General features: G+C 50.3%; 18 protein-coding genes. 9 read left to right on the top strand and 9 right to left on the bottom strand.

Features of this window, described 5'->3' with window-relative positions; translation table 11 throughout:
* Window positions 1–122: 122 nt before the first annotated feature.
* The 3 genes from gap to CKV66_RS09235 all read right to left on the bottom strand — a co-directional run bounded on the left by gap (window position 123) and on the right by CKV66_RS09235 (window position 4,710).
* Window positions 123–1,151 (bottom strand): type I glyceraldehyde-3-phosphate dehydrogenase, encoded by a 1,029-nt coding sequence (gene gap, locus CKV66_RS09245; protein ID WP_085363601.1) that lies wholly within the window; start codon window positions 1,149–1,151, stop codon window positions 123–125.
* A 272-nt stretch (window positions 1,152–1,423) separates the two neighbouring features.
* Window positions 1,424–2,383: a peptidylprolyl isomerase gene (locus tag CKV66_RS09240; RefSeq protein ID WP_085363600.1), complete on the bottom strand. Its 960-nt coding sequence runs from the start codon at window positions 2,381–2,383 to the stop codon at window positions 1,424–1,426.
* Entirely contained in the window at window positions 2,380–4,710 is a 2,331-nt protein-coding gene (locus tag CKV66_RS09235) for an LPS-assembly protein LptD (RefSeq protein ID WP_085363599.1), read from the bottom strand. Before CKV66_RS09235 ends, CKV66_RS09240 begins: the two co-directional genes overlap by 4 nt.
* Window positions 4,711–4,780: 70 nt before the next feature.
* Between CKV66_RS09235 and amgK the strand changes: the two genes are divergently transcribed.
* The 9 genes from amgK (at window position 4,781) to CKV66_RS09190 (ending at window position 14,565) form a co-directional block, all read left to right on the top strand.
* On the top strand, window positions 4,781–5,785 hold the full coding sequence (gene amgK / locus CKV66_RS09230) for an N-acetylmuramate/N-acetylglucosamine kinase AmgK (RefSeq protein WP_085363598.1): 1,005 nt from the start codon (window positions 4,781–4,783) through the stop codon (window positions 5,783–5,785).
* Window positions 5,786–6,050: 265 nt separating this feature from the next.
* Window positions 6,051–6,335: a hypothetical protein gene (locus CKV66_RS09225; RefSeq protein ID WP_085363597.1), complete on the top strand. Its 285-nt coding sequence runs from the start codon at window positions 6,051–6,053 to the stop codon at window positions 6,333–6,335.
* Window positions 6,336–6,487: 152 nt separating this feature from the next.
* The gene (gene dld / locus CKV66_RS09220) at window positions 6,488–8,176 is read left to right on the top strand and encodes a D-lactate dehydrogenase (RefSeq protein WP_085363596.1); all 1,689 of its coding nucleotides are present in this window, start codon (window positions 6,488–6,490) and stop codon (window positions 8,174–8,176) included.
* A gap of 96 nt (window positions 8,177–8,272) precedes the next feature.
* Window positions 8,273–8,917 carry a 4'-phosphopantetheinyl transferase family protein gene (locus CKV66_RS09215; protein ID WP_231990480.1) on the top strand — a complete coding sequence of 215 codons (645 nt, stop codon included), beginning with the start codon at window positions 8,273–8,275 and terminating at the stop codon, window positions 8,915–8,917.
* 127 nt (window positions 8,918–9,044) lie between these two features.
* On the top strand, window positions 9,045–9,806 hold the full coding sequence (fabG, locus tag CKV66_RS09210) for a 3-oxoacyl-ACP reductase FabG (protein ID WP_085363595.1): 762 nt from the start codon (window positions 9,045–9,047) through the stop codon (window positions 9,804–9,806).
* 473 nt (window positions 9,807–10,279) lie between these two features.
* A complete protein-coding gene (locus CKV66_RS09205) occupies window positions 10,280–11,275 on the top strand; it encodes a tripartite tricarboxylate transporter substrate binding protein (RefSeq protein WP_085363594.1) in 996 nt (331 codons plus the stop codon).
* A gap of 159 nt (window positions 11,276–11,434) precedes the next feature.
* Window positions 11,435–11,872, top strand: a complete 438-nt coding sequence (locus tag CKV66_RS09200; RefSeq protein ID WP_085363593.1) for a tripartite tricarboxylate transporter TctB family protein — start codon at window positions 11,435–11,437, stop codon at window positions 11,870–11,872.
* 19 nt (window positions 11,873–11,891) lie between these two features.
* Window positions 11,892–13,385, top strand: coding sequence for a tripartite tricarboxylate transporter permease (locus tag CKV66_RS09195; protein ID WP_085363592.1), 1,494 nt, complete (start codon window positions 11,892–11,894; stop codon window positions 13,383–13,385).
* A gap of 127 nt (window positions 13,386–13,512) precedes the next feature.
* Window positions 13,513–14,565: an AbrB family transcriptional regulator gene (locus tag CKV66_RS09190; RefSeq protein WP_085363591.1), complete on the top strand. Its 1,053-nt coding sequence runs from the start codon at window positions 13,513–13,515 to the stop codon at window positions 14,563–14,565.
* Between the two features lie 50 nt (window positions 14,566–14,615).
* Here CKV66_RS09190 and CKV66_RS09185 read toward each other — a convergent pair whose 3' ends face one another.
* From CKV66_RS09185 to CKV66_RS09160, 6 genes are all read right to left on the bottom strand, one after another.
* Window positions 14,616–14,816 carry a DUF4150 domain-containing protein gene (locus CKV66_RS09185; RefSeq protein WP_085363590.1) on the bottom strand — a complete coding sequence of 67 codons (201 nt, stop codon included), beginning with the start codon at window positions 14,814–14,816 and terminating at the stop codon, window positions 14,616–14,618.
* Window positions 14,817–14,965: 149 nt separating this feature from the next.
* Window positions 14,966–15,406, bottom strand: a complete 441-nt coding sequence (locus tag CKV66_RS09180) for a hypothetical protein (RefSeq protein WP_085363589.1) — start codon at window positions 15,404–15,406, stop codon at window positions 14,966–14,968.
* Window positions 15,407–15,412: 6 nt separating this feature from the next.
* Window positions 15,413–18,268 carry an RHS repeat-associated core domain-containing protein gene (locus tag CKV66_RS12645; RefSeq protein ID WP_408633898.1) on the bottom strand — a complete coding sequence of 952 codons (2,856 nt, stop codon included), beginning with the start codon at window positions 18,266–18,268 and terminating at the stop codon, window positions 15,413–15,415.
* An 845-nt stretch (window positions 18,269–19,113) separates the two neighbouring features.
* The gene (locus CKV66_RS09170; RefSeq protein ID WP_085363587.1) at window positions 19,114–19,545 is read right to left on the bottom strand and encodes a DUF4265 domain-containing protein; all 432 of its coding nucleotides are present in this window, start codon (window positions 19,543–19,545) and stop codon (window positions 19,114–19,116) included.
* Between the two features lie 15 nt (window positions 19,546–19,560).
* A complete protein-coding gene (locus CKV66_RS12640; RefSeq protein WP_085363586.1) occupies window positions 19,561–23,628 on the bottom strand; it encodes an RHS repeat-associated core domain-containing protein in 4,068 nt (1,355 codons plus the stop codon).
* Between the two features lie 59 nt (window positions 23,629–23,687).
* The gene (locus CKV66_RS09160; protein ID WP_085363585.1) at window positions 23,688–24,824 is read right to left on the bottom strand and encodes a DUF2169 family type VI secretion system accessory protein; all 1,137 of its coding nucleotides are present in this window, start codon (window positions 24,822–24,824) and stop codon (window positions 23,688–23,690) included.
* Window positions 24,825–24,826 lie beyond the last annotated feature (2 nt).

Raw genomic sequence — 24,826 nt, 5'->3', positions numbered from 1 at the left:
TGAAGGCCGTCTGAAAAGTATAGAGGCCGAAATTTCAGGTGTTGGCTTAATGGGTTGTTTCATGCAATGAGGCCGTCTGAACAAAATATTCAGACGGCCTCGTCATACAGCCGGGTTTCGGATTATTTGAACGGTGTTACTTCCAAACCGAACATGGCACGGGCGGTATTCAGCATTTGGCAGCTGAAGCCCCACTCGTTGTCGTACCAAGAGAATACTTTAACCATATTGCCGGCGGTGACTTTGGTGAGCGTGCTGTCGAAGTTGCTGGCTTGGGTGGTGTGGTTGAAGTCCATAGAAACCAAAGGCAGGGTGTTGTAGCTCAAAATGCCTTTCATTTCGTTTTCAGAAGCAGCTTTCAGGATGCTGTTGATTTCTTCCACGGTAGTGTCGCGGGCGGCTTCAAAGCTCAAGTCAACCAATGAAACGTTTACGGTCGGCACACGGATGGCCAAACCGTCCAAGCGGCCTTTCAGCTCGGGCAATACCAAGCCCACGGCTTTGGCGGCACCGGTTTTGGTCGGAATCATGTTTTCCACACCGCTGCGGGCGCGGCGCAAGTCTTTATGGCGCACGTCGGTAACGGTTTGGTCGTTGGTGAGGGCGTGGATGGTGGTCATCAAACCTTTGTTGATGCCGATGCCTTCGTGCAGGGCTTTGGCAACGGGCGCCAAGCAGTTGGTGGTGCACGATGCGTTGGATACGACGGTCATTTCGGGGGTCAGCACGTCGTGGTTAACGCCATACACGATGGTGGCATCCACATCGTCGCCGCCGGGTGCGGAAATCAGCACTTTTTTAGCGCCTGATTCCAAGTGTACTTTGGCTGCGGCTTTGCTGGTGAATGCGCCGGTACATTCCATGACCAAGTCAACGCCTAAAAGATCCCACGGCAGTTCGGCGGGATTGCGGGTAGAGAAGAAAGGAATTTTTTTACCGTTGATGATCAAGTGGTTTTCATCATGAGACACATCGGCATCGAAGCGGCCGTGTACGGTATCGAATTTGGTGAGGTGGGCATTGGTTTCTATGCTGCCGCTGGCGTTAACCGCCACGACTTCAAGTTGTTTTTCCAATTTGTAATCGTAGATTGCGCGTAATACCTGACGTCCGATACGGCCATAACCGTTGATGGCAATCTTAATGCCCATGTTGGTTTCCTTTATGGTTTGGTTGGTGGTTAAGTGTGAATGCAGGCCGTCTGAAAGCGAAATTTGCGAGCTTTGCTGAAACGGTCTGCGTGCAGACGGAATTATACCGTGTTGTAGTGCGATGTAGTCAAGGTTAAATTATATGCGCTTACGTTTTGTTTCGGTATTAATATTCTTGGGAAAAGGTGTGGGCTTTTCAGGTGTCGGATACGCATATAAAAAAGATAGCCAATGCCGGAAAAGCATGGCTATCTTTTTGCATTTAGAACACTTTAGCGGCGAATTTCCACATAAGCGCTTTGATGCAAGTCTTTCAGCAGACTGGCCGTGGCCTGTTCGGCTTTTTGGCGGGCGATGTATTGGCGGACGGCTTCGCGTTGGCGTTCTTCGGGCGTGCCGGCATCGCGCACGTCGACCAGTTTGATGATGTGCCAGCCGAACTGGGTGCGTACGGGGCGGCTGATTTGGCCGGGTGCTAAGTCGTGTACGGCATTTTCAAATTCGGGCACCATTTGGCCGTCTGAAAACCAGCCTAAGTCGCCGCCGTTGTTGGCACTGCCGTCTTGTGAGAATTGGCGTGCCAAGCCTGCAAAATCTACACCGCTGCGGGCTTGTTTGTGGATGCTGCGGATGCTGCTTTCTGCGGCTTGAACGGCTTTGGGGTTGTCGGCCTTAATCAGAATGTGTTGGGCGCGGTATTGGCGCAAAGGCCGGCCTTGCGGCAGGTTGATGCCTTGCCGGGCGGCGCCTTGGATGAAAGCGTTGATTTCGGCATCGCTGACGCGGGTGTGCTGCATCACGGCTTGCTGCTGTACTTTTTGCGTGATGATGCTGTCGGCAATGCTGCGGCGCATGGCGGCTTTGCTCACGCCGATTTTGGCGCTTTGAGCATACAGGCCTTCAACTGTGGTTTTGCGCGATTGGGCGATGTCGGCCAGTGCGTTGTCGATTTCGGCATCGCTCGCAGTAATGTTGCGGCGTTTGCCGGCCTGCACAATCAGCGATTGGTTGATGAGCTGCTGCAATACTTGTGTGCGCAGTTCGTTTTCGGAAACATTGTTTTTACCCAAAAAGCTGCGGGCTTCGGCCATGGCTTGGCGTACGTCGCGGTGGGTGATGACTTCGTTGCCGGCAACGGCGGCAATGCCGTCAACCTGTTTGATTTCAGAGGCTTGTGCGGTGTGTAAGGCCAAGCCGGTGGCGGCAGCAAGCATCAGGGTTTTGAAATTCATGGTTTGACTACCTCGTTGGTTTTGCTGTAGCCGGGAATGGCCAAGCGTAGTTTCTCGAATGGGTTGTTGCCGATATTGCTTAAGTCTTTAAGCTGCAAATTGAAGAACACGGCGTTTTTCTTGCTGTGCAGGCCGGTAACGTAGCGTTGGCCGACCACGCTGGCGCTCCAGCAGCCGCAGCCGCTTTTGTATTCTAATCCCGCCAGCATTTCAAGCGGTTTTTTGGCTCTGATTTCGTAGTTGTAGCGCGCTACAGCATAAAGATTGGGGGAGAGCGGCCATTGTGCGGCCAAATCTATCTGGTTGAGCTTGTCGTAGTGGTAGCTGCCGTTGTCTTGCAGATAGATTTTTTCGTTGCGTCCGTATTTGTAGCGGGCGCTTAAGGTTTTGCCGGGGGCAGGGTTGTAGCGCAGTCCGGCGGAATAGCTTTCGGCGCGGCTTTCGTTTTGGTTGTAATGGATGTCTAAATCCAAGCGCACGTTGTTGCTGATGTTCCCGTTGGCAAAGGCGACGATGTCGGAACGGTTGCGTGCGTAGCGGCCTATGCTGCCGTCGGGCTGGACGTTATCGTTTTTGAAATAAAACTTTTGTCCGATGCCGGCACGGAAAATTTCAGAGCCGTTATCGGGGTTGAGCAGGCGTGTTTGTACGGCGGTGGATATGCTGTTGGCCGAATTGATGCGGTCATTGCCCGAATACAGGTTTTCGCGGAAAAGCTGGGCATAGCTGAAGCTGTTTTCGGAGGCGTCGAAGTTGGGCAAATCGTTTTGGGATTTCGACGGGATGTAGTTGTAAAACAGGCGTGGCTCAAGGGTTTGCAGGTAGCGGTCGCCCCATAAAGAAATGTTGCGCTCCAAAGTGATGCCGCTGTCAACGTTGATAATGGGCAGCGTGCGCGAAACGGTGCGGGCGGAAATGCTGCCCAAGCTGTCTAAATCATAATAAGTGCTGTGCACGCCGACTTTGGGCCGCACATAGCCCCATGAGTTGTGGAAATCCCATTTCACGCTGGGGTAGAGTACTACGCGGTTGCCTGCTTGTTTGGTATCGTGGGCAAAACGGGTAAATTGCCCGAATACGTTGAATTGCGCTTTGCCGGCATTTTTTTCCCATTGCGTCGAGAAGCGGGGCATGATGCTGTATGGCTCGTCTTTAAAGCCGTCGGCATTGGCAAGGGTTTGGTATTTTTGTGCGGTGAAATAACTGCTTACATTGCCGCCCCAAAGTTGTTGGTCGTAGTTTAACCAAATCTGGCGGTTGAGGTTGACGTTGCGGGCGATGTCTTCACGACCGTAGAAATCGCGGTAATAGTCGTCGTCGGAAACTTGATGGTATTCCACGCCGCCGCGCAGGTTGTCGGTGAATTGGTGGCGGTGGTCGATTTTGGCTTGATAGCGGTTGTTGTGAACGCTTTTTCTGTCGTTCGGCATCCACGAGCCTTCCACTTGTCCGGCGAATTTTTCATCGAGATAGCGGAATTGGCCGCCTAAGCGCACGCCGCGTCTGGCGATAAAGCCGGGTGCAATCGTGGCATCGTAATTGGGGGCGAGGTTCATATAGTAGGGCAGATCAAACTCGAGGCCGTCTGAACCGATGGTTAGGTTGGGAACGAGCAGGCCGCTTTTGCGGTGGCCGTTGAGCGGGAAATCAACCCACGGTGTATAGAGAACGGGCACGCCGCCGAATACTAAAGAGGCGTTTTTGGCTACGCCGATACCGGTGTTTTGGTCGGCTTCTATGCTTTTGGCTTTGATAAACCAGCTGGCATCGCCGGGCGAGCAGGTGTTGAATTGGGTGTTGATGAGCTTGTAGCGGCCGTTGCCCTGCATTTCGGCTTTTTCGCTCACGCTTTGCAGGCGGCGGCCGTCTTGCTCTGCTTCGAGGCGGGCGTTGTGGGAAACGCCGGTGCCGTCTGAAAGGTTGTATTGGAGGTTGCTGCCGCTGACGGTGGAGCCGTTTTGGTAAAGCACGAATTGGTCGCCGGCGGTTACCGTTTCATTGGTTTGGTCGTAGTCCACCCATTGTGCGTTCAGCACTTGATCGTTGCGCTCGATAATCACATCGCCGTCGGCCCGTACTTTGACATTGGTTTGGCCTTCCACTTTATCGGCGGTAATGCGGGTGTAATCGGAGGGCAGGGGCGTTTCCCCGCTGCGTTTGATATCGGGATTGCTATGTGATTTTGCGTATTTCTGTAATTTTTCCGGCGAACAATTCAGGCAAGTGCTGCCGAGTGACAAATCATTGGCAGCCTGCGCCGTAACGCTTGCTCCGAAACCGACACTCAGTGCCAGCACCAGTGGTTTTAATGAAAATAAACGAGCCAAAGTCTCACCTTAAATCGGTTTTGCCAGTTAGAATAGCGGCTATTGTAACCTGAAAAAACACAAAACGACTATGCAACGACAATCTGAACTGAAAAACTGGCTCGAGGCGCTTTACCCCCAGCGGGCGTTCAATCTTGAGTTTGCCGCCGCCGATGCCGATTTCCGCCGCTACTTCCGCGCCGTGTTTTCAGACGGCCAAACGGTTGTCTGTATGGATGCCCCGCCCGATAAAATGAGCGTTGCACCTTATTTAAAAGTGCAAAAACTATTTGATATGGTTAACGTGCCGCAAGTTCAGCATGTGGACGAATCTCAAGGTTTTATGGTGCTGAACGACTTAGGCAATACCACGTTTCTCACCGCCATGCAGCACGAGCCTAGCGAAATTGCCCATAAAGCGCTGCTGCTGGAAGCCATTGACGAACTGATTGTTTTGCAGAAAAACAGTCAAGCCGGCGTATTGCCCGAATATGACCGCGAAGTGATGCTGCGCGAAATTAACCTTTTCCCTGAGTGGTTTGTGGCTAAAGAACTGGGCAAGCCTCTGAACTTCAAGCAAAAGCAGCTATGGCAGCAAACCGTGGACGTTTTACTGCCGCCATTGCTGGCTCAGCCGCAAGTGTATGTGCATCGCGATTTCATCGTCCGCAACCTGATGCTGCAAAAAGACCGCCCCGGCGTGCTGGATTTCCAAGACGCTTTATACGGCCCGATTTCTTACGATTTGGTGTCGCTGCTGCGCGATGCCTTTATCGAATGGGAAGAAGAATTTGTGCTGGATTTGGTGATCCGCTACTGGGAAAAAGCGCGTGCGGCCGGTTTGCCCGTGCCTGAAAATTTCGACGAATTTTACCGCTGGTTTGAATGGATGGGCGTTCAACGCCATCTGAAAGTGGCCGGCATCTTCGCACGGCTTTATTATCGCGACGGCAAAGACAAATACCGCCCCGAAATCCCGCGTTTCTTAAATTACCTGCGCCGCGCCACCCGCCGTTATCATGATTTGGCGCCACTGTACGCTTTGTTGGTGGAGCTGGTGGGCGATGATGAATTGGAAACCGGATATACCTTTTAATTAATAAAGTATGAACCTAGCAGGTTTATGTGAAGAATGATTCAGACGGCCTCGAAGCATGGATGAGGCCGTCTGAAATGTTTTGATGGAACGAATAATGTAAAAACAATAGTTTGTTGCTTTAAACTGCTAAAAATGTGAAGAAAATGTATCGGTTTACAACATTATTCGGTAAAAAAAATCCCATAACTTGCAGTAGAAAGCATTTGCCCCTATTCTACATACACCGGTGCATGTATTGCACCATTGTTAAGGAAACAAATCCATGAAAAAAACCAAATTCTTTGCCCTGTATGCCGCCGCTGCTTTGTTGGCGACTGCAAACGTTTATGCAGCCAAAGAAATCAAAGTAGCGTCTAATAACACATCTTACACACAAGACAACGTACAAAAGCTCGCTTCTACTGCCGTGAGCATGGGCGTGAAAGAGCCGGTTAACCTTAATCTGTCCGGCGGTAATCTGACCATTTCGGGTAGCTCTTCAACCAAGTGCGTATTTAAAGTCGGCGACGGTGATACGCCGAAAATTCAAGGTGTGAACTGTAAATAATACGTTCTCCGTTTAACCGGCCGCCCTCTGAGTCATAGCGATTCAGAGGGCGGTTTTGTTATGGGGAATTTGTTTTACATATTTGACCAATCTGTGAAAAAAACGCACACTTGTTATATTTCACAAGTAACCATTGAATATAAGAGAACATCATGAACGCAACCCGGTTGTTACAAACGCTCACGGAAATTGTCGGCCAACAATACATCATTACCGATCCGGCCAAAACCGAACCCTACCGCCAAGGCTACCGTTTCGGCGAAGGTAAAGCACTTGCCGTGGTGCGGCCGGGCACTGTGTTGGAGCAATGGAAAGTCCTACAAGCCTGTGTGGAAGCCGATGTGATTGTGCTCACGCAGGCTGCCAATACGGGGCTGACCGGCGGTTCCACGCCCGACGGCAACGATTACGACCGCGATATCGTGATTGTGAACACCATGCGCATGGACATCATCCGCCCCATCAATAACAACGAGCAAGTTGTGTGTCTGCCGGGTGCTACTTTGAATCAGCTTGAATTGCTGCTGAAACCGTTGGGGCGCGAACCGCATTCCGTGATTGGTTCGTCATGTATCGGCGCATCCGTGCTGGGCGGCGTGTGCAACAATTCGGGCGGCGCACTGGTACAACGCGGCCCCGCTTATACCGAAATGGCTTTGTTCGCGCAAATAGACGAACAGGGAAAGCTGCATTTAATCAACCATCTGGGCATTGATTTGGGCGAAACCCCCGAAGAAATCCTCACCAATCTGCAAGGCCACCATTATCAGCAGAAAGACATCACCCGCGATGCCGGCAAAGGCCATGACCATGCTTATTGCAATCATGTGCGCCAAGTGGACGAACCCACCGCCGCCCGTTTCAACGCCGACCCTGCCCGCCATTACGAAGCATCGGGCTGTGCGGGCAAGCTGATGGTGTTTGCCGTGCGCTTGGATACCTTTCCTTTGGAAAAAAATACTGCCGTTTTCTATATCGGCACCAACGATACTGCCGAACTTACCGACATCCGCCGTGCCGTGCTGGGCGGTTTCAAAAATCTGCCCGTTTCCGGCGAATACATTCACCGCGATGCTTTTGATATGGCTGCCGAATACGGCAAAGACACGTTTTGGGTGATTAAACAATTCGGCACACACCAACTGCCCAAGTTGTTCGGTTTTAAAGCGAAAGTGGATAGATTGGGCAAGAAGTTCAAGCTGTTGCCGGCGCATTTTTCCGATAAAGCGTTGCAATTTATCAGCAAATATCTGCCGGAACATCTGCCGCAGTCTTTACGCGACTACCGCAGCCGTTTCGAGCATCATCTGATTTTGAAAATGGGCGGCGAGGGTGTTGAAGAAGCGCGGGCGTTTTTGAAAACTTATTTTGCTGAAAAATCGGGCGCTTATTTTGAATGCAGCCCCGAAGAAACCCAAGCTGCAATGCTGCACCGCTTCGCCGTAGCGTCTGCCGCCGTGCGTTACCGTGCCGTTCACGATCAAGAAGTGGAAGATATTGTTGCCCTCGATATCGCCCTGCGACGCAATGATGATGATTGGTTTGAACGGCTGCCGTCTGAAATCGACAGTAAAATCAGCCACAAACTCTACTACGGCCATTTCATGTGCCATGTGTTCCACCAAGACTATATCGTGAAAAAAGGCCATAACTGCATGGATTTAGAACACCAAATGCTGGAGCTACTCGACCAACGCGGCGCACAATATCCGGCAGAGCACAACGTCGGCCATCTGTATGAAGCCAAGCCGGCATTGAAACAGTTTTACCGCAAGCTCGATCCGACCAACAGTTTTAACCCGGGTATTGGTAAAACGTCTAAAAAGAAACATTGGGCCTGATAAACGGCGGATGATGGTTGGAGAGATTGAGGCCGTCTGAAAGCGAACTTGAGAGCTTCGCAACTTTTTCAGACGGCCTCAAGGTTTTATGGATAGATGGATATGGAAACGGCCTTGACGAAGCAGCCCCAACTGATTTGCCTGCTTGCAGATCACAGTTGTGCCGACCTGTATCGCACGGAAATGCTGGATGTGCAGGACAAAAACTGCGTGGCGCACAATCCGTCTCTTGCGCAACGGATGGATTGGCAGGTAAGCCGCTACCTTAAACAGCAGGCTGTTTTGCCCGTGCTGTCTTTGTCGCACAGCAAAGGTTCGGCGGCTGTTTTAACGGGCGATGGCGTATCGCATGCCGGTGTGGATTTGGAATACATGCGGCCGCGCGATTTTGCGGCGCTGGCCGAGTGGGTGGCTGCTCCGCACGAGCAGGAGTATTTGGCGCAACGCGGTTGGCTGAGTGAAGATTTTTACGAACTGTGGACCTTGAAAGAAGCCTTATTGAAAGCCGCAGGTTTGGCGTTCCCATCGGATATGCAGAGGGTAGGGTGGCAGTATGATTCAGATGGCCTCAAATGTCTGCATGTGAATCAACAAGGTGCTTGGAACGGCATAAGCGCCAAAATGGGCAATTTCATGTTGGCTTGCGTATGGAAAGGGCAGGCGGAATGTATGCTGGAAGCGCCGCGTGATATGGAAGTACACATCACAAAGCGCTGGCATGTTTGCGGCGGCAACGGTTAAATCAGATGTTTAAACAAAAGATACTTAGGTTTAAACCCGCAGGCTAAGGGCGTAAAATATCAGCTTGACGGTATTGTTCGCTTTACAAAGCATGTAGCCAATAAACCCACAACCTAAAGGAGAAGCCATGAATCTATTTTCCCTCAACGGCCAAACCGCTTTAGTAACCGGCAGCGCCAAAGGCATCGGCAAAGGCATTGCCGAAGTGCTGAAAAAAGCCGGAGCCAATGTCGTTATCGCCGATATCGACCGTGAAAACGGAGAGAAAACGGCGGCGGCATTGGGCGGGCATTATCAGTATTTGGATGTGCGTTCTCAACAAAGTTGCCGGGAAGTGGTTGAGCAAGTAGTGAAGCAGCACGGCAAACTGGATATTTTGTGTTCGAATACCGGTATTTTCCCGCAAAAAAACTTAGCCGAAATGAGCGAAACCGATTGGGACAATACCCACAGCATCAACTTGAAAGGCACGTTTTTTATCGTTCAGGCGGCCTTAAACGTGATGCAGCCGCAGAATTACGGGCGGATTGTGATTACCTCGTCGATTACCGGCCCGGTAACCGGTTTTCCGGGGTGGAGCCATTACGGCGCCAGCAAAGCCGGACAGCTCGGCTTTATGCGCAGCGCGGCGCTTGAGTATGCACGTTTCGGCATTACCGTTAATGCCGTGATGCCGGGCAATATTTTGACCGAAGGTTTGGAAGCGCAGGGCGAAACTTATCTGGCGCAAATGCGTGCGACCATTCCGACCCACACCCTCGGCAAGCCGCAAGACATCGGCTATGCAGCCTGTTTTTTAGCCAGCCGTGAAGCTGCTTATATTACCGGCCAAACATTGATTGTGGACGGCGGGCAGATTCTGCCGGAGTCGCCCGAGGCTTTGTTGTAATAGGTTTGAAGCAGCTGAGTGAGGCCGTCTGAAAAAGCAGATTGGACTTTCAGACGGCCTCAAAAGACTGGGTTTTGTGAGAAACAGAACCCGGTCTTTGTTTTTATCCCGGCAGATAAATTATTCGTGTGATTTAATTAAGATGAAAATAATTAATACTTATATAATGAGTTTTTGTGAAAACGAGTCGGCATGTGTAAAGGTTCGGCTTTGTTTTTCATGAAGATTTTTCTGTTTTAAGCATGAAGCTGCGGGATGTTGCTGATAAATAAGCCGGCAGAAAAAAGTTCTTAACATGTTAAGAACTATTCAGATGAAACATAAAATTTCACAAAAAATTAAATAAATTTGACAAAATTTCAATTCTCATTTAATTTTTTCGCTAGAGACTTGTAGAGAGCTTCACTGTACTCAAACCGTTTTGAAGATGCCTTGCCAGTCTTTTGACACATACCTCTATTGGAGAAATCGACATGCAATTAAAAAAATATACCTATTTAAGCTTGGCAGTTGCGGCAGCATTGTCATTGAGCGCATGTAATAAAGATAAAGCAGAAGCAGGCGCTCCGGCCAAGCCTGAATGTATCGCACCGGCCAAACCGGGCGGCGGCTTCGATTTGACTTGTAAGCTGGCGCAAAGCGGTTTGAAAGATACCGGCCAATTGGATAAACCGATGCGCGTAACGTATATGCCGGGCGGTGTGGGCGCAGTAGCATATAACAAAATCGTTGCCAACGATCCTGCCAATAACGATGCGATTGTGGCGTTTTCTACCGGCTCGCTGTTAAACTTGGCGCAAGGCAAGTTCGGCCAATATTCAGAAAAAGACGTGCGCTGGCTGGCGGCTGTCGGCACCGATTACGGTATGGTTGCCGTAAATGCCGATTCACCTTTGAAAAACTTGCAAGATTTGGTTGAGGCGTTGAAGAAAGATCCCAAATCCATCAGCTTCGGCGCGGGCGGCAGCGTGGGCGGTCAAGATTGGCTGCAAACCGCGATGGTGGCCAAGGCTGCCGGCATCAAGCCGAAAGACATGACTTATGTGGCGCTTGAAGGCGGCGGCGAAGCGGTTACGGCCGTTTTGGGCAACCATATCAGCGTGGTAAGCGCGGGCATTGCAGAGATGGGGCCGCATATCGAATCCGGCAAAGTGCGCGTTTTGGCGGTGTTTGCGCCGAACAGACTGGAAGGCCGTCTGAAAGACATTCCTACGGCAAAAGAGCAGGGCTATGACGTGGAATGGCCGGTAATCCGCGGCTACTACATGGGGCCGAAAGTGAGCGAAGAGGCTTTCCAATGGTGGAAAACCCATTTCGATGCCATGCTGAAAGATCCGAAGTTCGCCGAACTGCGTGCCCAACGTGATTTGCTGCCGTTCCAGTTGACCGGCGACGAATTGGCACGGTATGTGGAAAAAAATACCGAAGAAATGCGTGCGTTGTCTAAAGAATTCGAGTTGATCAAATAATTGGGAAAGAGGGTAAGTATTGGCTCGAACAGCTTTTCAAGTGTTTGATAAAACTTGAAATTGATAAAACCGGCAACTGCGGTTGCCGGTTTTTATTATGATTTGGCCGTACAGTGATTAAAGAATACTTTTGACGGTTTTTCGACGGAGTTTAAGCGTATGAAAATAGAACGCTTGTTTGCCGGAGTATTGTTGTTGGCAGTGCTCGGCCTTCTCTATCTGGCATGGGGTTATACGGCTCCGATTGCTTATGATCCCTTAGGGCCGCGCCCTTATCCCGTGCTGATTCTTTCTCTGCTTGGTTTGTGCTGCGTGTTTTTGATTGTGCGACCGCGTGGAGAATATATTGATTTGGGCTATACCCCGGCCATTTTGAAAAAAGTCGGCCTGTGTATCGGGTTTTTGGCCGCTTATGCAGTTTTGTTTGAAATTTTAGGTTTTCCTATCGCCACGGCTTTGATGGCTTTCGGCGTGGGCAAGCTGTTTGGCGGCAAAACCCTGCATTGCGCAATATCCGGTGCGGTATTGGGCGGGCTTTTGTATTTATTGTTTAATTCGTTGCTTGATGTGCCGCTGCCGTTGGGCTTTTTCGGTTGATCATGGCGGAGGTATATAAATGGAAACGTTAGAATATTTGATGTCGGGTTTTCAGGTGGCCTTGATGCCGAAAAACCTGTTGCTGGCGTTTATCGGTGCCTTTATCGGCACCATCGTCGGCATGTTGCCCGGTTTGGGGCCGATTAACGGCGTGGCTTTGCTGCTGCCTTTTGCCTTTGCGTTGGGCTTGCCGGCAGATTCGGCTTTGATTTTGCTGGCGGCCGTTTATCTCGGCTGTGAGTACGGCGGGCGGATTTCGGCTATTTTGCTTAATGTGCCGGGCGATGCGGCGGCGATTATGTCAACGCTTGACGGTTATCCGTTGGCCAAACAGGGTAAGGCAGGCATTGCGTTGTCTTTATCCGCGGCCAGCTCGTTTGTCGGCAGCCTGATTGCCACCATCGGCGTGGTTTTGTTTGCGCCTTTGCTGGCACATTGGGCGATTGCATTCGGCCCTGCAGAATATTTCGTGCTGATGGTGTTTGCCATTACCTGCTTGAGCGGATTGGTTAGCGACCAACCGATAAAAACCGGAGTGGCCGCGCTGATCGGCTTGGGTTTGGCGATGGTGGGCGTGGATGCCGTAACCGGTGTGTACCGTTTTACTTTTGATTCGGTTAATTTGTCGGACGGCATTCAGTTCACCACCATCGTTATCGGTTTTTTCAGCGTCAGCGAAATTCTGATCATGCTGGAGCATACGGAAAAAGGCCAAAAAGCGTTGGAGCAGGGCAAGCGTACTTTGTTTAACCTGAAAGAACTGTTGTTCAGCTTGGGTGCGATAGTGCGAAGCGGTATAGCCGGTTTCTTTATCGGTATTCTGCCGGGCGCGGGCGCTACGATTGCCAGTGCCATGTCTTATACCAACGAGAAAAAAATTGCCGGTAAAGAAGGCAATTTCGGTAATGGTGATTTGCGCGGCATTGCCGCCCCCGAAGCAGCCAACAATGCTTCTGCCTGCGGTTCGTTTATTCCTATGCTGACTTTGGGTGTGCCCGGCTCCGGCACTACTGCCGTGATGATGGGCGCGCTCACGCTCTACAACATCACGCCCGGCCCGCAACTGTTTAGCGAACAGCCTGATATTGTGTGGGGATTGATAGCCTCTTTGTTTATCGGCAATGTGATTTTGTTGATACTCAATATTCCGCTGGTAGGGTTCTTCGCCAAATTGTTGAATATTCCGAATTACATTCTGATTCCGGCTATTGCGGCGGTGAGCTTTGTGGGCGTTTATGCCATTCACAGCACTACTTTCGACCTGATTTTGATGGTGTGCTTGGGTATTTTCGGGTATATCCTGCGTAAATTGAATTTCCCGCTTTCCGCGTTGATTTTGGGTTATGTGTTGGGTGAATTGATGGAATCGAGCCTGCGCAGGGCATTGTCTATTTCGCAAGGCGATATCGGTATTCTGTTTAACGGTGTGATTGTGCAGGCTTTGTGGGCTTTGTCTGCATTTATGGTGCTGCTGCCGATATACCGTTGGTTGCGCCGCCGTAAAGCTGCTTGACACGCGGTTGGTAACAACATAATGGCAAACTGCATATGGTTTCATTAAGAATATGTGCCATATGCAGTTTTTTGTTATACATTGTTGTCAGTTACTGCATCGCTTTAATGCAATAGGGAATACCTAAATGAACACGTTCACCAAGTATTCAATCGGTTTTGCTGCTGCGCTTGCCGGCGCATTAGCCGCCAATGCCATCGGACTGCCGATTCCGTGGCTGCTGGGTTCGTTGTTGGCAACCGCCGTGTTGAGTTTGAACGGCTTACCTGTAAAAGCACCGGGGTTGTGCCGTAAAGTGGGCTTAACGATTATCGGAATTTCTTTGGGCTTATATTTCACGCCCGATATGGTCAGTTTGCTGCTCAAATATTGGCCTTGGCTGCTTTTCGGTATGGTGTTTTCCGTTAGTCTGGGTGTGCTTGGCAGTTTGCTGCTTTATCGTTTTGCCCGCGTGGATTTTGTAACTGCTTGGTTCGCTTCGGCCATGGGCGGAGCCAGTGAAATGGCGAATATGGCCGATCAGAACGGCGCACAAATCGACAAAGTCGTATCCGCGCATTCGCTGCGCGTGCTAATGATTGTGACCATCGTGCCGTTTTTTTATCAATACATGGGCTATCAAAACATTGATAACAGCGTATTGCAGCAAAACACGCAAATACATTGGGGTGGCTTGATATTGCTCTTTGGTTTGGCTTATATGTTTGCACGATTTTTCGAGTGGCGAAGATGGTCGAATCCGTGGACGTTCGGCCCTCTTTTGGCAGCAATATTGTTGACCGTTTCCGACATCCACTTATCCGCCATGCCGCTCGTGATTTCTAAAATCGGGCAATTATTGATCGGCTGGGCGTTGGGGAACAAATTTTCACCGGGCTTTTTCAAAAGCGCCCCGCGTTTATTAAGCGTAGTGGCTGTCAGCGTAACCATATCGCTGTTACTCACAGCGTTGGCAACTTATATTTTGGCAAAAATCAGTGTAATTCCCTTACCGACATTAGGCTTAGGCTTGGCGCCCGGAGGAGTTGCGGAAATGACGATTACCGCAAAAGTATTGCAACTCGGGGTGCCTGTGGTTACGGCATTTCACGTTTCCCGTATGGTGGCGGTAGTTGGTAGCGCCGGGGTTTTGTGTAGGTTTATGAAGGGATGGGTAAAGCGGAGGATTGGTAACGGATAGTGGAGGCCGTCTGAAAAAGGTATTTCAATCAGAATATCAGGTTATTAAGCCTATTTCTTGGAAATCAGGGCTATATTGTTCACAGTGGCTTTATTGATTTTACTGGCTTTGAAGATGAAAGCGAATTTGTGGTTGATTTTAATGTCTTTGGCGACGGTTTTCGCACCACAGAGGTCGGCAAACGGCGGGAAGGGAATCGGCGGGACGGTAGGCGGAGGCAGCCAACAGAAATCGGGCACGGTAAAAATCACGCGGAACTTGCTGCTTTTACGGGCGATTTTGTTAATGGCTATGATGGGGTTTTGCGTGGATTAAGGTTAATCTGTAGCGTACGTACTGTTGGCACGCACGCTACAGATTAAATAAGTATGTTATATGGGCTACAGCTTGCTTAAAAATTTCATATTCTTTCTAAAATAGAGAGTAATTCATTTTCTATAATGAAAGAATTATTATCTTTACCAGAAAATAATATAAATGAAATCCAGTCCTTAAAGTTTTTTAAGTCATCACTATCTAGATAAACTAATAGATTGGATAGATTATTATCTGTTTCTAAAAACCAAAAAAAACTTAACAAGAAATCTTCCATTTCATTAGGTAGATTATCAAAATAGCGTCTTTGTAAAATGGGTAACAAATAGTTCCAACCTTCCCATGTTATGTCTGTGCAAGCAATATCTAGTTTATTGAAGTCAATTGGCTGATTTGGTTTCAAAGATTTAGCATATAAGAAACCGTTTAAATCTTCCGGACGTGTGATGACAATATAATTTTCATCTACATTTAAAAATCTTGTAGGCCACTCTCTAGATTTTATTAATGTGATTTCATCTTCCATAATTAATTATCTCCATCCCCTACTTATAAAATTTTCACATTTCTTAATTTGATTGCGTAAGTTATTCATTCTTTCTAGGTGTCCAGCATCTCCTCCGTTCCAACAAGTGTCTTCCCGCTGTTTTCTAGCTTTGAGTTCTTTATACGCTGCATCTCTTCGCATATACAAACTACGAGGCTGCATCCAACTCTTGCATCCACCAAGGCTTGATGTATAAATTTTTGCTTTATTTACGGCTGCATTCAATTTTGCATAAACATCAGGAGGGCATTTAGGTTGTGGAGAGCTGCACTTACTACATGCCGTAGTTGATTTTGAACGTGATGTAGATATTGCGGTTGCGGCAGCACCGACAGCTAATACGGCAGTAGCCGCTAAAGCAATTGCACTTCCGGCTGCACAGCCGACAGGCCCGCCGAAGGGGGCGCCTATGGCGCAACCCGCAGCAACTTGAGCCATTGCGCCTGAAATATCTACCCATCTTTGAGTATTTGGTGCGAACGTATAAAGATTTTCTGAAGCTATTATTCCAATCGGATCCTGATTAACAAACCGTCCGCAAACAGGTTCGTAGTACCTGAAGAAGTTGTAATGCAACCCGGTCTCTTGGTCGAAATACTGGTTCTGTAACCTGAACGGCTGATGTGCTCCGGTAATGTTGTTCTCGGTTTTTAGCTTACCCCAACCGTAATAATCCCCAAACCAAAGCAGATTGCCGTCTTTATCGGTCATTTCTCTCGGTATGCCGATTTGGTCGCAATGGAAGTAGTTGGTTTCCTGTCTGCTTTCGCTTTCCGGGTTTGTATAGTTGTAAATTTGCGCTAGCGGTTCGTAAGAATCTTGGTCGGTATAAATATATGTGTAGAGGCCGTCTGAATTTTGTTCCTGCAACAGATGGCTGCCGTCCCAAACAAACTCGATTTCCACTTTCAGGCAGGCATTGTTTGCTGAATGCCTGTCTGAAACTTCGTTACTGCTCTCCGTTTTGATACGGCCTTTGCCGATTCGTCTGCCCAAAGCATCATAGCGGTAAGCCCAAGTCTCTTTACTGCCGTCTTTCTTAAAGATTTCCACCTTAACCAGCTGGTTGTGTAAATCGTAGAAATAGTTTTGCACTTCGCCGTTTGGCAGTTCGCGGTGGATCAAGTTGCCGAGGTCGTCGTAGTAATAGCTGATGCCGTTGTAGTGTTTGATGCGGTTGTCGGTAACGGCATTGAGGTCGTCTGAAACGGTTTGGCCGTTGGTGGACAGGATATTATGCGCGGGGTGAAAAGCGAAGCGTTCGTTGCCCGCTCGGGTGATTCTGCCCAGTTTGTCGTACTCGAAATGCGTTGTACCGCTTCTTTGGTCTGTCGAATGGGTAAGGTTGCCGGTTTTGTCGTAACCGTAGCTGCGTTTGACGGCGGTTTGGCTGTAACCCGCCGCCGTTTTGCTTTTGCCTTTGCCGCTTTCAGACAGGCCGTTGAGTGCGGCGATTTGTTTTTTCAGACGGCCCAGCGGGTCCAATTCGTAGTGGCTGATTAAGGCACCCTGTGTCCTTTGGATTTCGCGGTGCAGTTTGTCGCGTTCGATGTCGCTGATGACTTCGCCGTCGAGGTTGATTTGGTGCAGGTGGCCGCTGCCGTAATACAGGTAGTTGATTTGGCGGCCGTCGGGCAATACGGTGGTGGTGCGGTTGCCGTTGAAGTCGTAATGGTAATGGATACTCTTGGTGATCGGCTGGAACAGCATATCGTACTGCGGGTCGCGCCAGTCGGTGTCAATCAGGCCGTTTTGGGCGTTCTCTTCTTGGGTCGGTACCTTCCAATGGTGCTGGCCGATAAGTTGGTCGTTGGGGTTGTAGTCGAAACAGGTGATGCTGTGCCGGTTGGCAGCGCGGACGAGGTTGCCGTTAAGGTCGTAATGATAGGCGGTTTCCTGTGTGTTGCCTGTGCTGTCGTGGGCAAGGGTGTGTTTCAGACGGCCTAAGATATCGCGTTGGAACTCGGTGATTCTGAGCGGGGTTTTGTCTTTAAGGCCGTCTGAAAGCGGTGTTCTGTCTGTGCTTTTAACCGGTTGCCCGCCGTATTGCGCCATCAGTTTGGCGGCGATACTGGCATCGTCGCCGTATTCGCTTTGCTGCACCAGTTCGCTGCCGGCGTTGTAGTGGTAGGCGGTCAGTTTGTGGTCGAAACCGCTCTCGGCCACCAAACGGTCGAGCACGTCGTAGGCGAAGCGGTAGCGGGCGCCGTTTTCGTTGGTGAGGCCGATGAGCCTTCTTGCTTGGTCGTAGTGGTAGCCGAAGGTATGTCCCAGCGCATTGGTTCTTTGCGTCGGCAGACCGTCTTGGCCGTATTCGTATGCGGTGGTGTGGCCTTCGCCGTCGGTATGGGCGGTTAGGCGGTCGGCGGCATCATAGCGGAAAGTTTCTTTGCTGCCGTCGGGATAAAGGGCGAGGGTGAGGTTTCGGTTGGCGTCGTAATGGTATTCGGTGTGTTGGCCCAAGGCATCGGTGATGCGCGCCAACTGCCCTTCGGGGGTGTAGGCCAGTTTGGTTTGGTAGCCGGAGCAGTCGGTAATCAGGTCGGGCTGGTTGTTATGGTCATAGTGATACTCGGTGGTGCTGCCTTTCGGGTCGGTAACGCTCAACAGCAAACCGTTGTCGGCATACTCGAAGCGGGTGGTGTGTTTCAGCGGGTCGGTATGGGTAAGCAGATTGCCGGCTTCGTCGTAGGTGTAGCTGTCGTAATGGCCTTCGGCATCGCTTTTGCGGATCAGGCGGTAGCTGTCGTCGTAGTCGAAATGCAGCATGGCGCCGTCGGGGCGGACGATGGTCTCGATTTGGCCTTCGTTGCTGTATTGGTAACGGGTAACGCGGCCCATTGCGTCGGTGTGGCTGAGCAGACGGCCCAAGCTGTCGCGTTCCATCAATACAGTGCTGCCGTCGGCGAACACCCGTTTAGTCAACTCGTTGTTGTAGTCGTAATGATATTGTTCGGTGCGCCCCAAGACATCGGTAACTTCGGTGTAGCCGTCGTGGTAGGTGAAACGCCATTCTTCGCCCAACGAAGTCCAGTTGCGCAGCACCTTGCCGGTGGGGGTGTAATGGCTGTATTCGTAATAGGCGGTTAAGCCCGCCGCATCGGTATGCGACACCATCAGGTTGTTTTGATAAGTGAAACTGCGTTTGACCGTGCCGTCACGGCCGATGACGCGCAGCAAATCGCCGCTACTGCTGTATTCGTAGCGCACCAATGCCGCACCGATCTGAGCGGCTGCGCCGACAGCGGGCAGGGTATCGAGCAACGATACCGACAACAAGCGCAGCTTTGGCGCGGCGGCATCGGCGACATTGCCGAAGTGCAGGTAGAACACCCGCCCGTTGCCGTCGATAATATATTGCGGTAGCCCCGTAATGGGATGATAAACGAAACGCTGATGGTTACCGTTGCCATCTTCCACCGCCACCAACGGCAAGAGGCTGCAACTGTTGCCGTTCGGATCGTCTTCCGAGACCGCCAGCGGCGCGAAACGCAACGACACCGAACCGTTTAACGACGCAATCACATAATGGCCGTCTGAATTCTTGCTGAACCAGATTTGTTCGCTCTCGAACAACACCGGTTCTTCATCGTCTTCATCCACTTCCGGCAATGGAAATAGCTGCGTTTGGTGTTGATATGAGCTAGTCTAATAGTAGTTATTTTTTTTATTAGTTGATTTTTATTTTATTGAGCTAAATAGCCTGTATCATATTCCAAATCATTGCTTTCTATAAAGTCATCCAGGAAATTATATATATTTTCAATATCTACCTGAATAGGTATATTCACTGCATAAAAGTTTTTGTTAAAAGCTTCAAACTCACACCCATATTCTATAAGTTTATTTAATATATTTTTTTGGAAAATTTGAGTTTCATTAAAAAATATAATTCTCAGGGTACTATTTTGGCTATGAGTTATGGTTTCTTCATATAGGAAGTAATTTTCATTTTGTTTTTTTGCACTTACAATATCACCTAAAGATACTTCCTTACTGTAAAAAGGAATATTATCTATTTTGAAATAACCTTCCTTAGTTTTTTCAGCCCAAATACTTTCCATAGATACTGGTGGATATCCATCAATTACTTCTAAGTCAAAAAAAATTTTTTCCATTTCAGCTACCTTAAACTAGTTATTACTTTTCTCAAGATTACATAATCTGCATAAAACCTGTCCATTTTCTACAGTGCCAGAACCACCTTTTGATTTAGCTTTGATATGGTCTACATGGGCTTCATTGTCCGGTGGAGTTTCACCTTTTTTATGTTTCTGAGGTTCTACAGTTTCTGTTCCACATTTACTGCATATCATTTTCCCGCCATTATCTGCTTTATTCTGTTCTCTTACAGCTTTCTTGCCTGCCTGAGTAAAATCCTTTCCTTTTCTAGTGCCTCTTTTCTTTAAATGTCTTTCATAGCTAGGAATATTTTCCAAGCCTAAAGGATCAATCCATATTTGCACATTAAATGCAAACTGATAAAAATTTTGTCCTCCCAGCAGCCCGATAGGGTCTTGATTAATAAACCTTCCTGAGTTAGGGTCATAATATCTAAGAAGATTATAGTGAAGCCCTGTTTCTACATCAAAATATTGATTTTGCAAACGGAATGGTTGATGTGTTCCTGTGATATTAGTTTCATTTTTTAATTTACCCCAAGCATAGTAATCGCTGAACCATAATAAATTGCCATTTGAATCAGTTACTTCACGTGGAATACCTATCTGATCACAATGAAAGTAGTTAATTTCTCTATTTCCACCTTTCCAATCGTGAAGTTGTGCAAGCGGTTCATAAGAAGCTTGATCGGTATAAATGTAAGTATACGAGTCGCATGAATTAGATTCTTGTAATAAGTGTGAGAAATCCCATAAAAATAGAATTTCATCTATCTTAAGCTCATTTGTAAGCTCACGATATTTAGCTATCCGTCTACCCAAGGCATCGTAGCGGTAAGCCCATGTCTCTTTTGTACCGTCTTTTTTAAAGATTTCCACCTTAACCAGTTGGTCGTGCAAATCGTAGAAATAGTTCTGCACTTCGCCGTTTGGCAGTTCGCGGTGAATCAGATTGCCGAGGTCGTCGTAATAATAGCTGATGCCGTTGTAGTGTTTGATGCGGTTGTCGGTAACGGCATTGAGGTCGTCTGAAACGGTTTGGCCGTTGGTGGACAGGATATTATGCGCGGGGTCAAAAGCGAAGCGTTCGTTGCCCGCTTGGGTGATTCTGCCCAGTTTGTCGTACTCAAAATGTGTGGTTCCTGTCCGCTGGTCGCTGCTGTGGAGCAGGTTGCCGGTTTTGTCGTAGCCGTAGCTGCGTTTGACCGCGGTTTGGCCGTAACCCGCCGCTACTTTGCTTTTGCCGTTGCCGCTTTCAGACAGGCTGTCGAGCGCGGCGATTTGTTTTTTCAGACGGCCTAGCGGATCCAATTCGTAGCGGCTGGTTAAGGCACCCTGTGTCCTTTGGATTTCGCGGTGCAGTTTGTCGCGTTCGATGTCGCTGATGACTTCGCCGTCGAGGTTGATTTGGTGCAGGTGGCCGCTGCCGTAATACAGGTAGTTGATTTGTCTGCCGTCGGGCAGCACGGTGGTGGTGCGGTTGCCGTTGAAGTCGTAATGGTAACGGATACTTTGGGTCTGCGTTAAAAACAGCATATCGTACTGCGGGTCGCGCCAGTCGGTGTCTATCAGGCCGTTTTGCTCGTTCTCTTTTTGGGTCGGTACCTTCCAATGGTGTTGGCCGATGAGTTGGCCTCCTGAGTTGTAGTCGAAACAGGTAATGCTGTGCCGGTTGGCGGCGCGGACGAGGTTGCCGTTAAGGTCGTAATGATAGGCGGTTTCCTGAATGTTGCCTTTGTTATCGTGGGCAAGGGTGTGTTTCAGACGGCCTAAGATGTCGCGTTGGAACTCGGTGATTCTGAGCGGGGTTTTGTCTTTAAGGCCGTCTGAAAGCGGTGTTCTGTCTTTGCTTTTAACCGGTTGGCCGCCGTATTGCGCCATCAGTTTGGCGGCGATACTGGCATCGTCGCCGTATTCGCTTTGCTGCACCAGTTCGCCGCCGGCGTTGTAGTGGTAGGCGGTCAGTTTATGGTCGAAACCGCTTTCGGCCACCAAACGGTCGAGCACGTCGTAGGCGAAGCGGTAGCGGGCGCCGTTTTCGTTGGTGAGGCCGATGAGCCTTCTTGCTTGGTCGTAGTGGTAGCCGAAGGTGTGGCCCAGCGCATTGGTACGCTGTGTCGGCAAACCGTCTTGGCCGTATTCGTATGCGGTGGTGTGGCCTTCGCCGTCGGTATGGGCGGTCAGACGGTCGGCGGCATCGTAACGGAAGGTTTCTTTGCTGCCGTCGGGATAAAGGGCGAGGGTGAGGTTTCGGTTGGCGTCGTAATGGTATTCGGTGTGCTGGCCTAAGGCATCGGTGATGCGCGCCAACTGCCCTTCGGGGGTGTAGGCCAGTTTGGTTTGGTAGCCGGAGCAGTCGGTAATCAGGTCGGGTTGGTGGTTGCGGTCGTAGTGATACTCGGTGGTGCTGCCTTTGGGATCGGTCACGCTCAACAGCAAACCGTTGCCGGCATATTCGAAGCGGGTGGTGTGTTTGAGCGGGTCGGTGTGGGTCAGCAGATTGCCGGCTTCGTCGTAGGTGTAGCTGTCGTAGTTTCCTTCGGCATCGCTTTTGCGGATCAGGCGGTAGCTGTCGTCGTAGTCGAAATGCAGCATGGCGCCGTCGGGGCGGACGACGGTCTCGATTTGGCCTTCGTTGCTGTATTGGTAACGGGTAACGCGGCCCATTGCGTCGGTGTGGCTGAGCAGACGGCCCAAGCTGTCGCGTTCCATCAATACGGTGCTGCCGTCGGCGAGCACCCGTTTAGTCAACTCGTTGTTGTAGTCGTAATGGTATTGCTCGGTGCGCCCCAAGACATCGGTTACTTCGGTGTAACCGTCGTGGTAGGTGAAACGCCATTCTTCGCCCAGCGAAGTCCAATTGCGCAGCACTTTGCCGGTGGGGGTGTAATGGCTGTATTCGTAATAGGCGGTTAAGCCCGCCGCATCGGTATGCGACACCATCAGGTTGTTTTGATAAGTGAAACTGCGTTTGACTACACCGTCGCGGCCGATCACGCGCAGCAAATCGCCGCTGCCGCTGTATTCGTAGCGCACCAATGCGTCGCCGATCTGCGCGGCTGCGCCGACAGCGGGCAGGGCATCGAGCAGCGATACCGACAACAAGCGCAGCTTCGGCGCGGCGGCATCGGCGACATTGCCGAAGTGCAGGTAGAACACCCGCCCGTTGCCGTCGATAATATATTGCGGTAGCCCCGTAATGGGATGATAAACGAAACGCTGATGGTTACCGTTGCCATCTTCCACCGCCACCAACGGCAAGAGGCTGCAACTGTTGCCGTTCGGATCGTCTTCCGAGACCGCCAGCGGCGCGAAACGCAACGACACCGAACCGTTTAACGACGCAATCACATAATGGCCGTCTGAATTCTTGCTGAACCAGATTTGTTCGCTCTCGAACAACACCGGTTCTTCATCGTCTTCGTCCACTTCCGGCAGCGGAAACAGCCGCCCCTGATCGTCGATATAGGCCAAGCCTGCCGCATCGCGGATGATGCGTTGGCTGCCGGGAACGCTCCAGCCCTCGCCGAGCCAGCCGGTGCCGTCTTGGTCGGAATAATAGCTGCGGTTCCACACCAAAGGCATCAAGCCTTCGAAGGCGAAGTCGGTTTCGTTCTCCAGAAACTTCAACCCGTGAATCGGATTGACCGGACGGCCGGCACCCACGGCAGCCTTACAGGAAATACACGGCTTGGGCGGCAGTTTCTTCTTATACTTGTTGTTCATGTGGAACATATCGCCGGCACGGACGATATAGCGTTTGCGGATTTTAACCGAAGAAGAATGCATGATCGGCCAAGCCGGTTTGGTGGCGGTGCGCGACAATACCCCTTTGCGGCCGGGCAGGGCGATTTCGTCGCCGTAAGTGCGGTTGGTTTTACTGGCTTTGAAAACGAAAGCAGGTTTGCGGTTGATTTTAACGTCTTTGGCAACGGTTTTAGCACCGCCCAAATCGGCAAACAGCGGGAAGGGAATCGGCGGTACGGTAGGCGGAGCGGGCGGGGGCGGCCAACAGAAATCGGGCACCATAAACACCACGCGGAACTTGCTGCTCTTACGGGCGATTTTGTTGATGGCCATGAATATGCTCCTGTTTCGGTAATCTGCTTAAAGCGGTTTGCGTTTGGAAATCAATCGGTTTATGCGTGTGCCGTTAGTGATGGCGGTATGGGGATAAATTCGGTTTGCGAACCGCGGCAGGCTTGGGCGGCTGCGATTTGGTCTCCCCGTTCGCGCCGCGCGATAAACCTGAGTTGGCACGAAGCGATTTCCAGCTCTTCCGCAAAAGAGGTTCGGTAGTTGCAGTCGATGCGCCGTTTTTCCACATCTACAAACACGGTGTCCAGCACCATATCTTTACACAAAGACTGATTGGCTGCGGTATAGGCATGGACGAACACGGTTTCTACCGGCAGTTCGACGGTAAAGTGTTGGTTGGGCGCTTGGAAGGAATGCACCATGCCAGTGAAACCGAGTTCATAAATATGGTTGGGTTTCAGGTGTGGCAGTTGCAGCGAGGGATGCGCGCCGTTCCAATATGCCATAGAAAAATCTTCCGGCAGCAGCGGGGCGCGGTTTTCAATCCATTGGGCGTCGGCGGTGCCGGTATGTTTGGCGCGTTGGGCGAAGTAGCGCGGCATAAAGCCGAAGCCTTCGGGGGAGGCTTTTTCGGCAGGATCGCACACGGGTTTGGCCGGATCGTAAATCTGATGGGCTCTCAGCATCCGCTTGAAGCTGTTTTTTTGCAGGAAAGATTTCGGGTAATAGCCGATGCCGATGGCGTTTTCCTGATAGCCTGTGTGGTCGTCTTCAACTTCGCTGCCGCCGAAGGCAAATTCATAGCGGATGGGCAGGGAAAGGATAGGGGAGGGTTCGCCGATAGACCAGCCCACGGCTTCGCGTATCCAATAGCGCTCTCCCGTAACGGCAAGGGTTTTGCGGTAATCGCCGATGCTGACCGAGGCGGCGAATTGTCGGGCGGGCAGATCGTCGGGTGCGTAGGCTACCGCATTGATCACAAAATCCGTTTTAGGCTTATAGAGGCAGAAATCGCTTTCCAACTCGGTGGCGGTTTGCGACGGCTCGCCGTAAAAAGTGTCGGCAAACGTAAGCGGCGTTTGCATGCGGGCAAACTGAAGCTCTGTCTGCCCGGTTGCCGGATCGATTTCAAATTCATAGCTGACTTTGGCAACAACAACATCATACGCCCGATCCAACTGGTCGACATTTTTAAATTGCTGCGTATGAAAACAGGTAAAGTTTTCCAGCTCAAACATGG

The organism is Neisseria zoodegmatis (assembly GCF_900187305.1).
GTDB lineage: Bacteria > Pseudomonadota > Gammaproteobacteria > Burkholderiales > Neisseriaceae > Neisseria > Neisseria zoodegmatis.
This window is presented reverse-complemented; position numbering and strand designations above follow the sequence as displayed.

What these genes read in the sequence shown, in the direction of transcription:
- gap (WP_085363601.1), bottom strand. Translation starts at nt 1,151, where the DNA reads ATGGGCATTAAGATTGCCATCAACGGTTATGGCCGTATCGGACGTCAG.
- CKV66_RS09240 (WP_085363600.1), bottom strand. Translation starts at nt 2,383, where the DNA reads ATGAATTTCAAAACCCTGATGCTTGCTGCCGCCACCGGCTTGGCCTTA.
- amgK (WP_085363598.1), top strand. Translation starts at nt 4,781, where the DNA reads ATGCAACGACAATCTGAACTGAAAAACTGGCTCGAGGCGCTTTACCCC.
- CKV66_RS09225 (WP_085363597.1), top strand. Translation starts at nt 6,051, where the DNA reads ATGAAAAAAACCAAATTCTTTGCCCTGTATGCCGCCGCTGCTTTGTTG.
- dld (WP_085363596.1), top strand. Translation starts at nt 6,488, where the DNA reads ATGAACGCAACCCGGTTGTTACAAACGCTCACGGAAATTGTCGGCCAA.
- CKV66_RS09215 (WP_231990480.1), top strand. Translation starts at nt 8,273, where the DNA reads ATGGATATGGAAACGGCCTTGACGAAGCAGCCCCAACTGATTTGCCTG.
- fabG (WP_085363595.1), top strand. Translation starts at nt 9,045, where the DNA reads ATGAATCTATTTTCCCTCAACGGCCAAACCGCTTTAGTAACCGGCAGC.
- CKV66_RS09205 (WP_085363594.1), top strand. Translation starts at nt 10,280, where the DNA reads ATGCAATTAAAAAAATATACCTATTTAAGCTTGGCAGTTGCGGCAGCA.
- CKV66_RS09200 (WP_085363593.1), top strand. Translation starts at nt 11,435, where the DNA reads ATGAAAATAGAACGCTTGTTTGCCGGAGTATTGTTGTTGGCAGTGCTC.
- CKV66_RS09195 (WP_085363592.1), top strand. Translation starts at nt 11,892, where the DNA reads ATGGAAACGTTAGAATATTTGATGTCGGGTTTTCAGGTGGCCTTGATG.
- CKV66_RS09190 (WP_085363591.1), top strand. Translation starts at nt 13,513, where the DNA reads ATGAACACGTTCACCAAGTATTCAATCGGTTTTGCTGCTGCGCTTGCC.
- CKV66_RS09180 (WP_085363589.1), bottom strand. Translation starts at nt 15,406, where the DNA reads ATGGAAGATGAAATCACATTAATAAAATCTAGAGAGTGGCCTACAAGA.
- CKV66_RS12645 (WP_408633898.1), bottom strand. Translation starts at nt 18,268, where the DNA reads ATGGGCCGCGTTACCCGTTACCAATACAGCAACGAAGGCCAAATCGAG.
- CKV66_RS09170 (WP_085363587.1), bottom strand. Translation starts at nt 19,545, where the DNA reads ATGGAAAAAATTTTTTTTGACTTAGAAGTAATTGATGGATATCCACCA.
- CKV66_RS12640 (WP_085363586.1), bottom strand. Translation starts at nt 23,628, where the DNA reads ATGGCCATCAACAAAATCGCCCGTAAGAGCAGCAAGTTCCGCGTGGTG.
- CKV66_RS09160 (WP_085363585.1), bottom strand. Translation starts at nt 24,824, where the DNA reads ATGTTTGAGCTGGAAAACTTTACCTGTTTTCATACGCAGCAATTTAAA.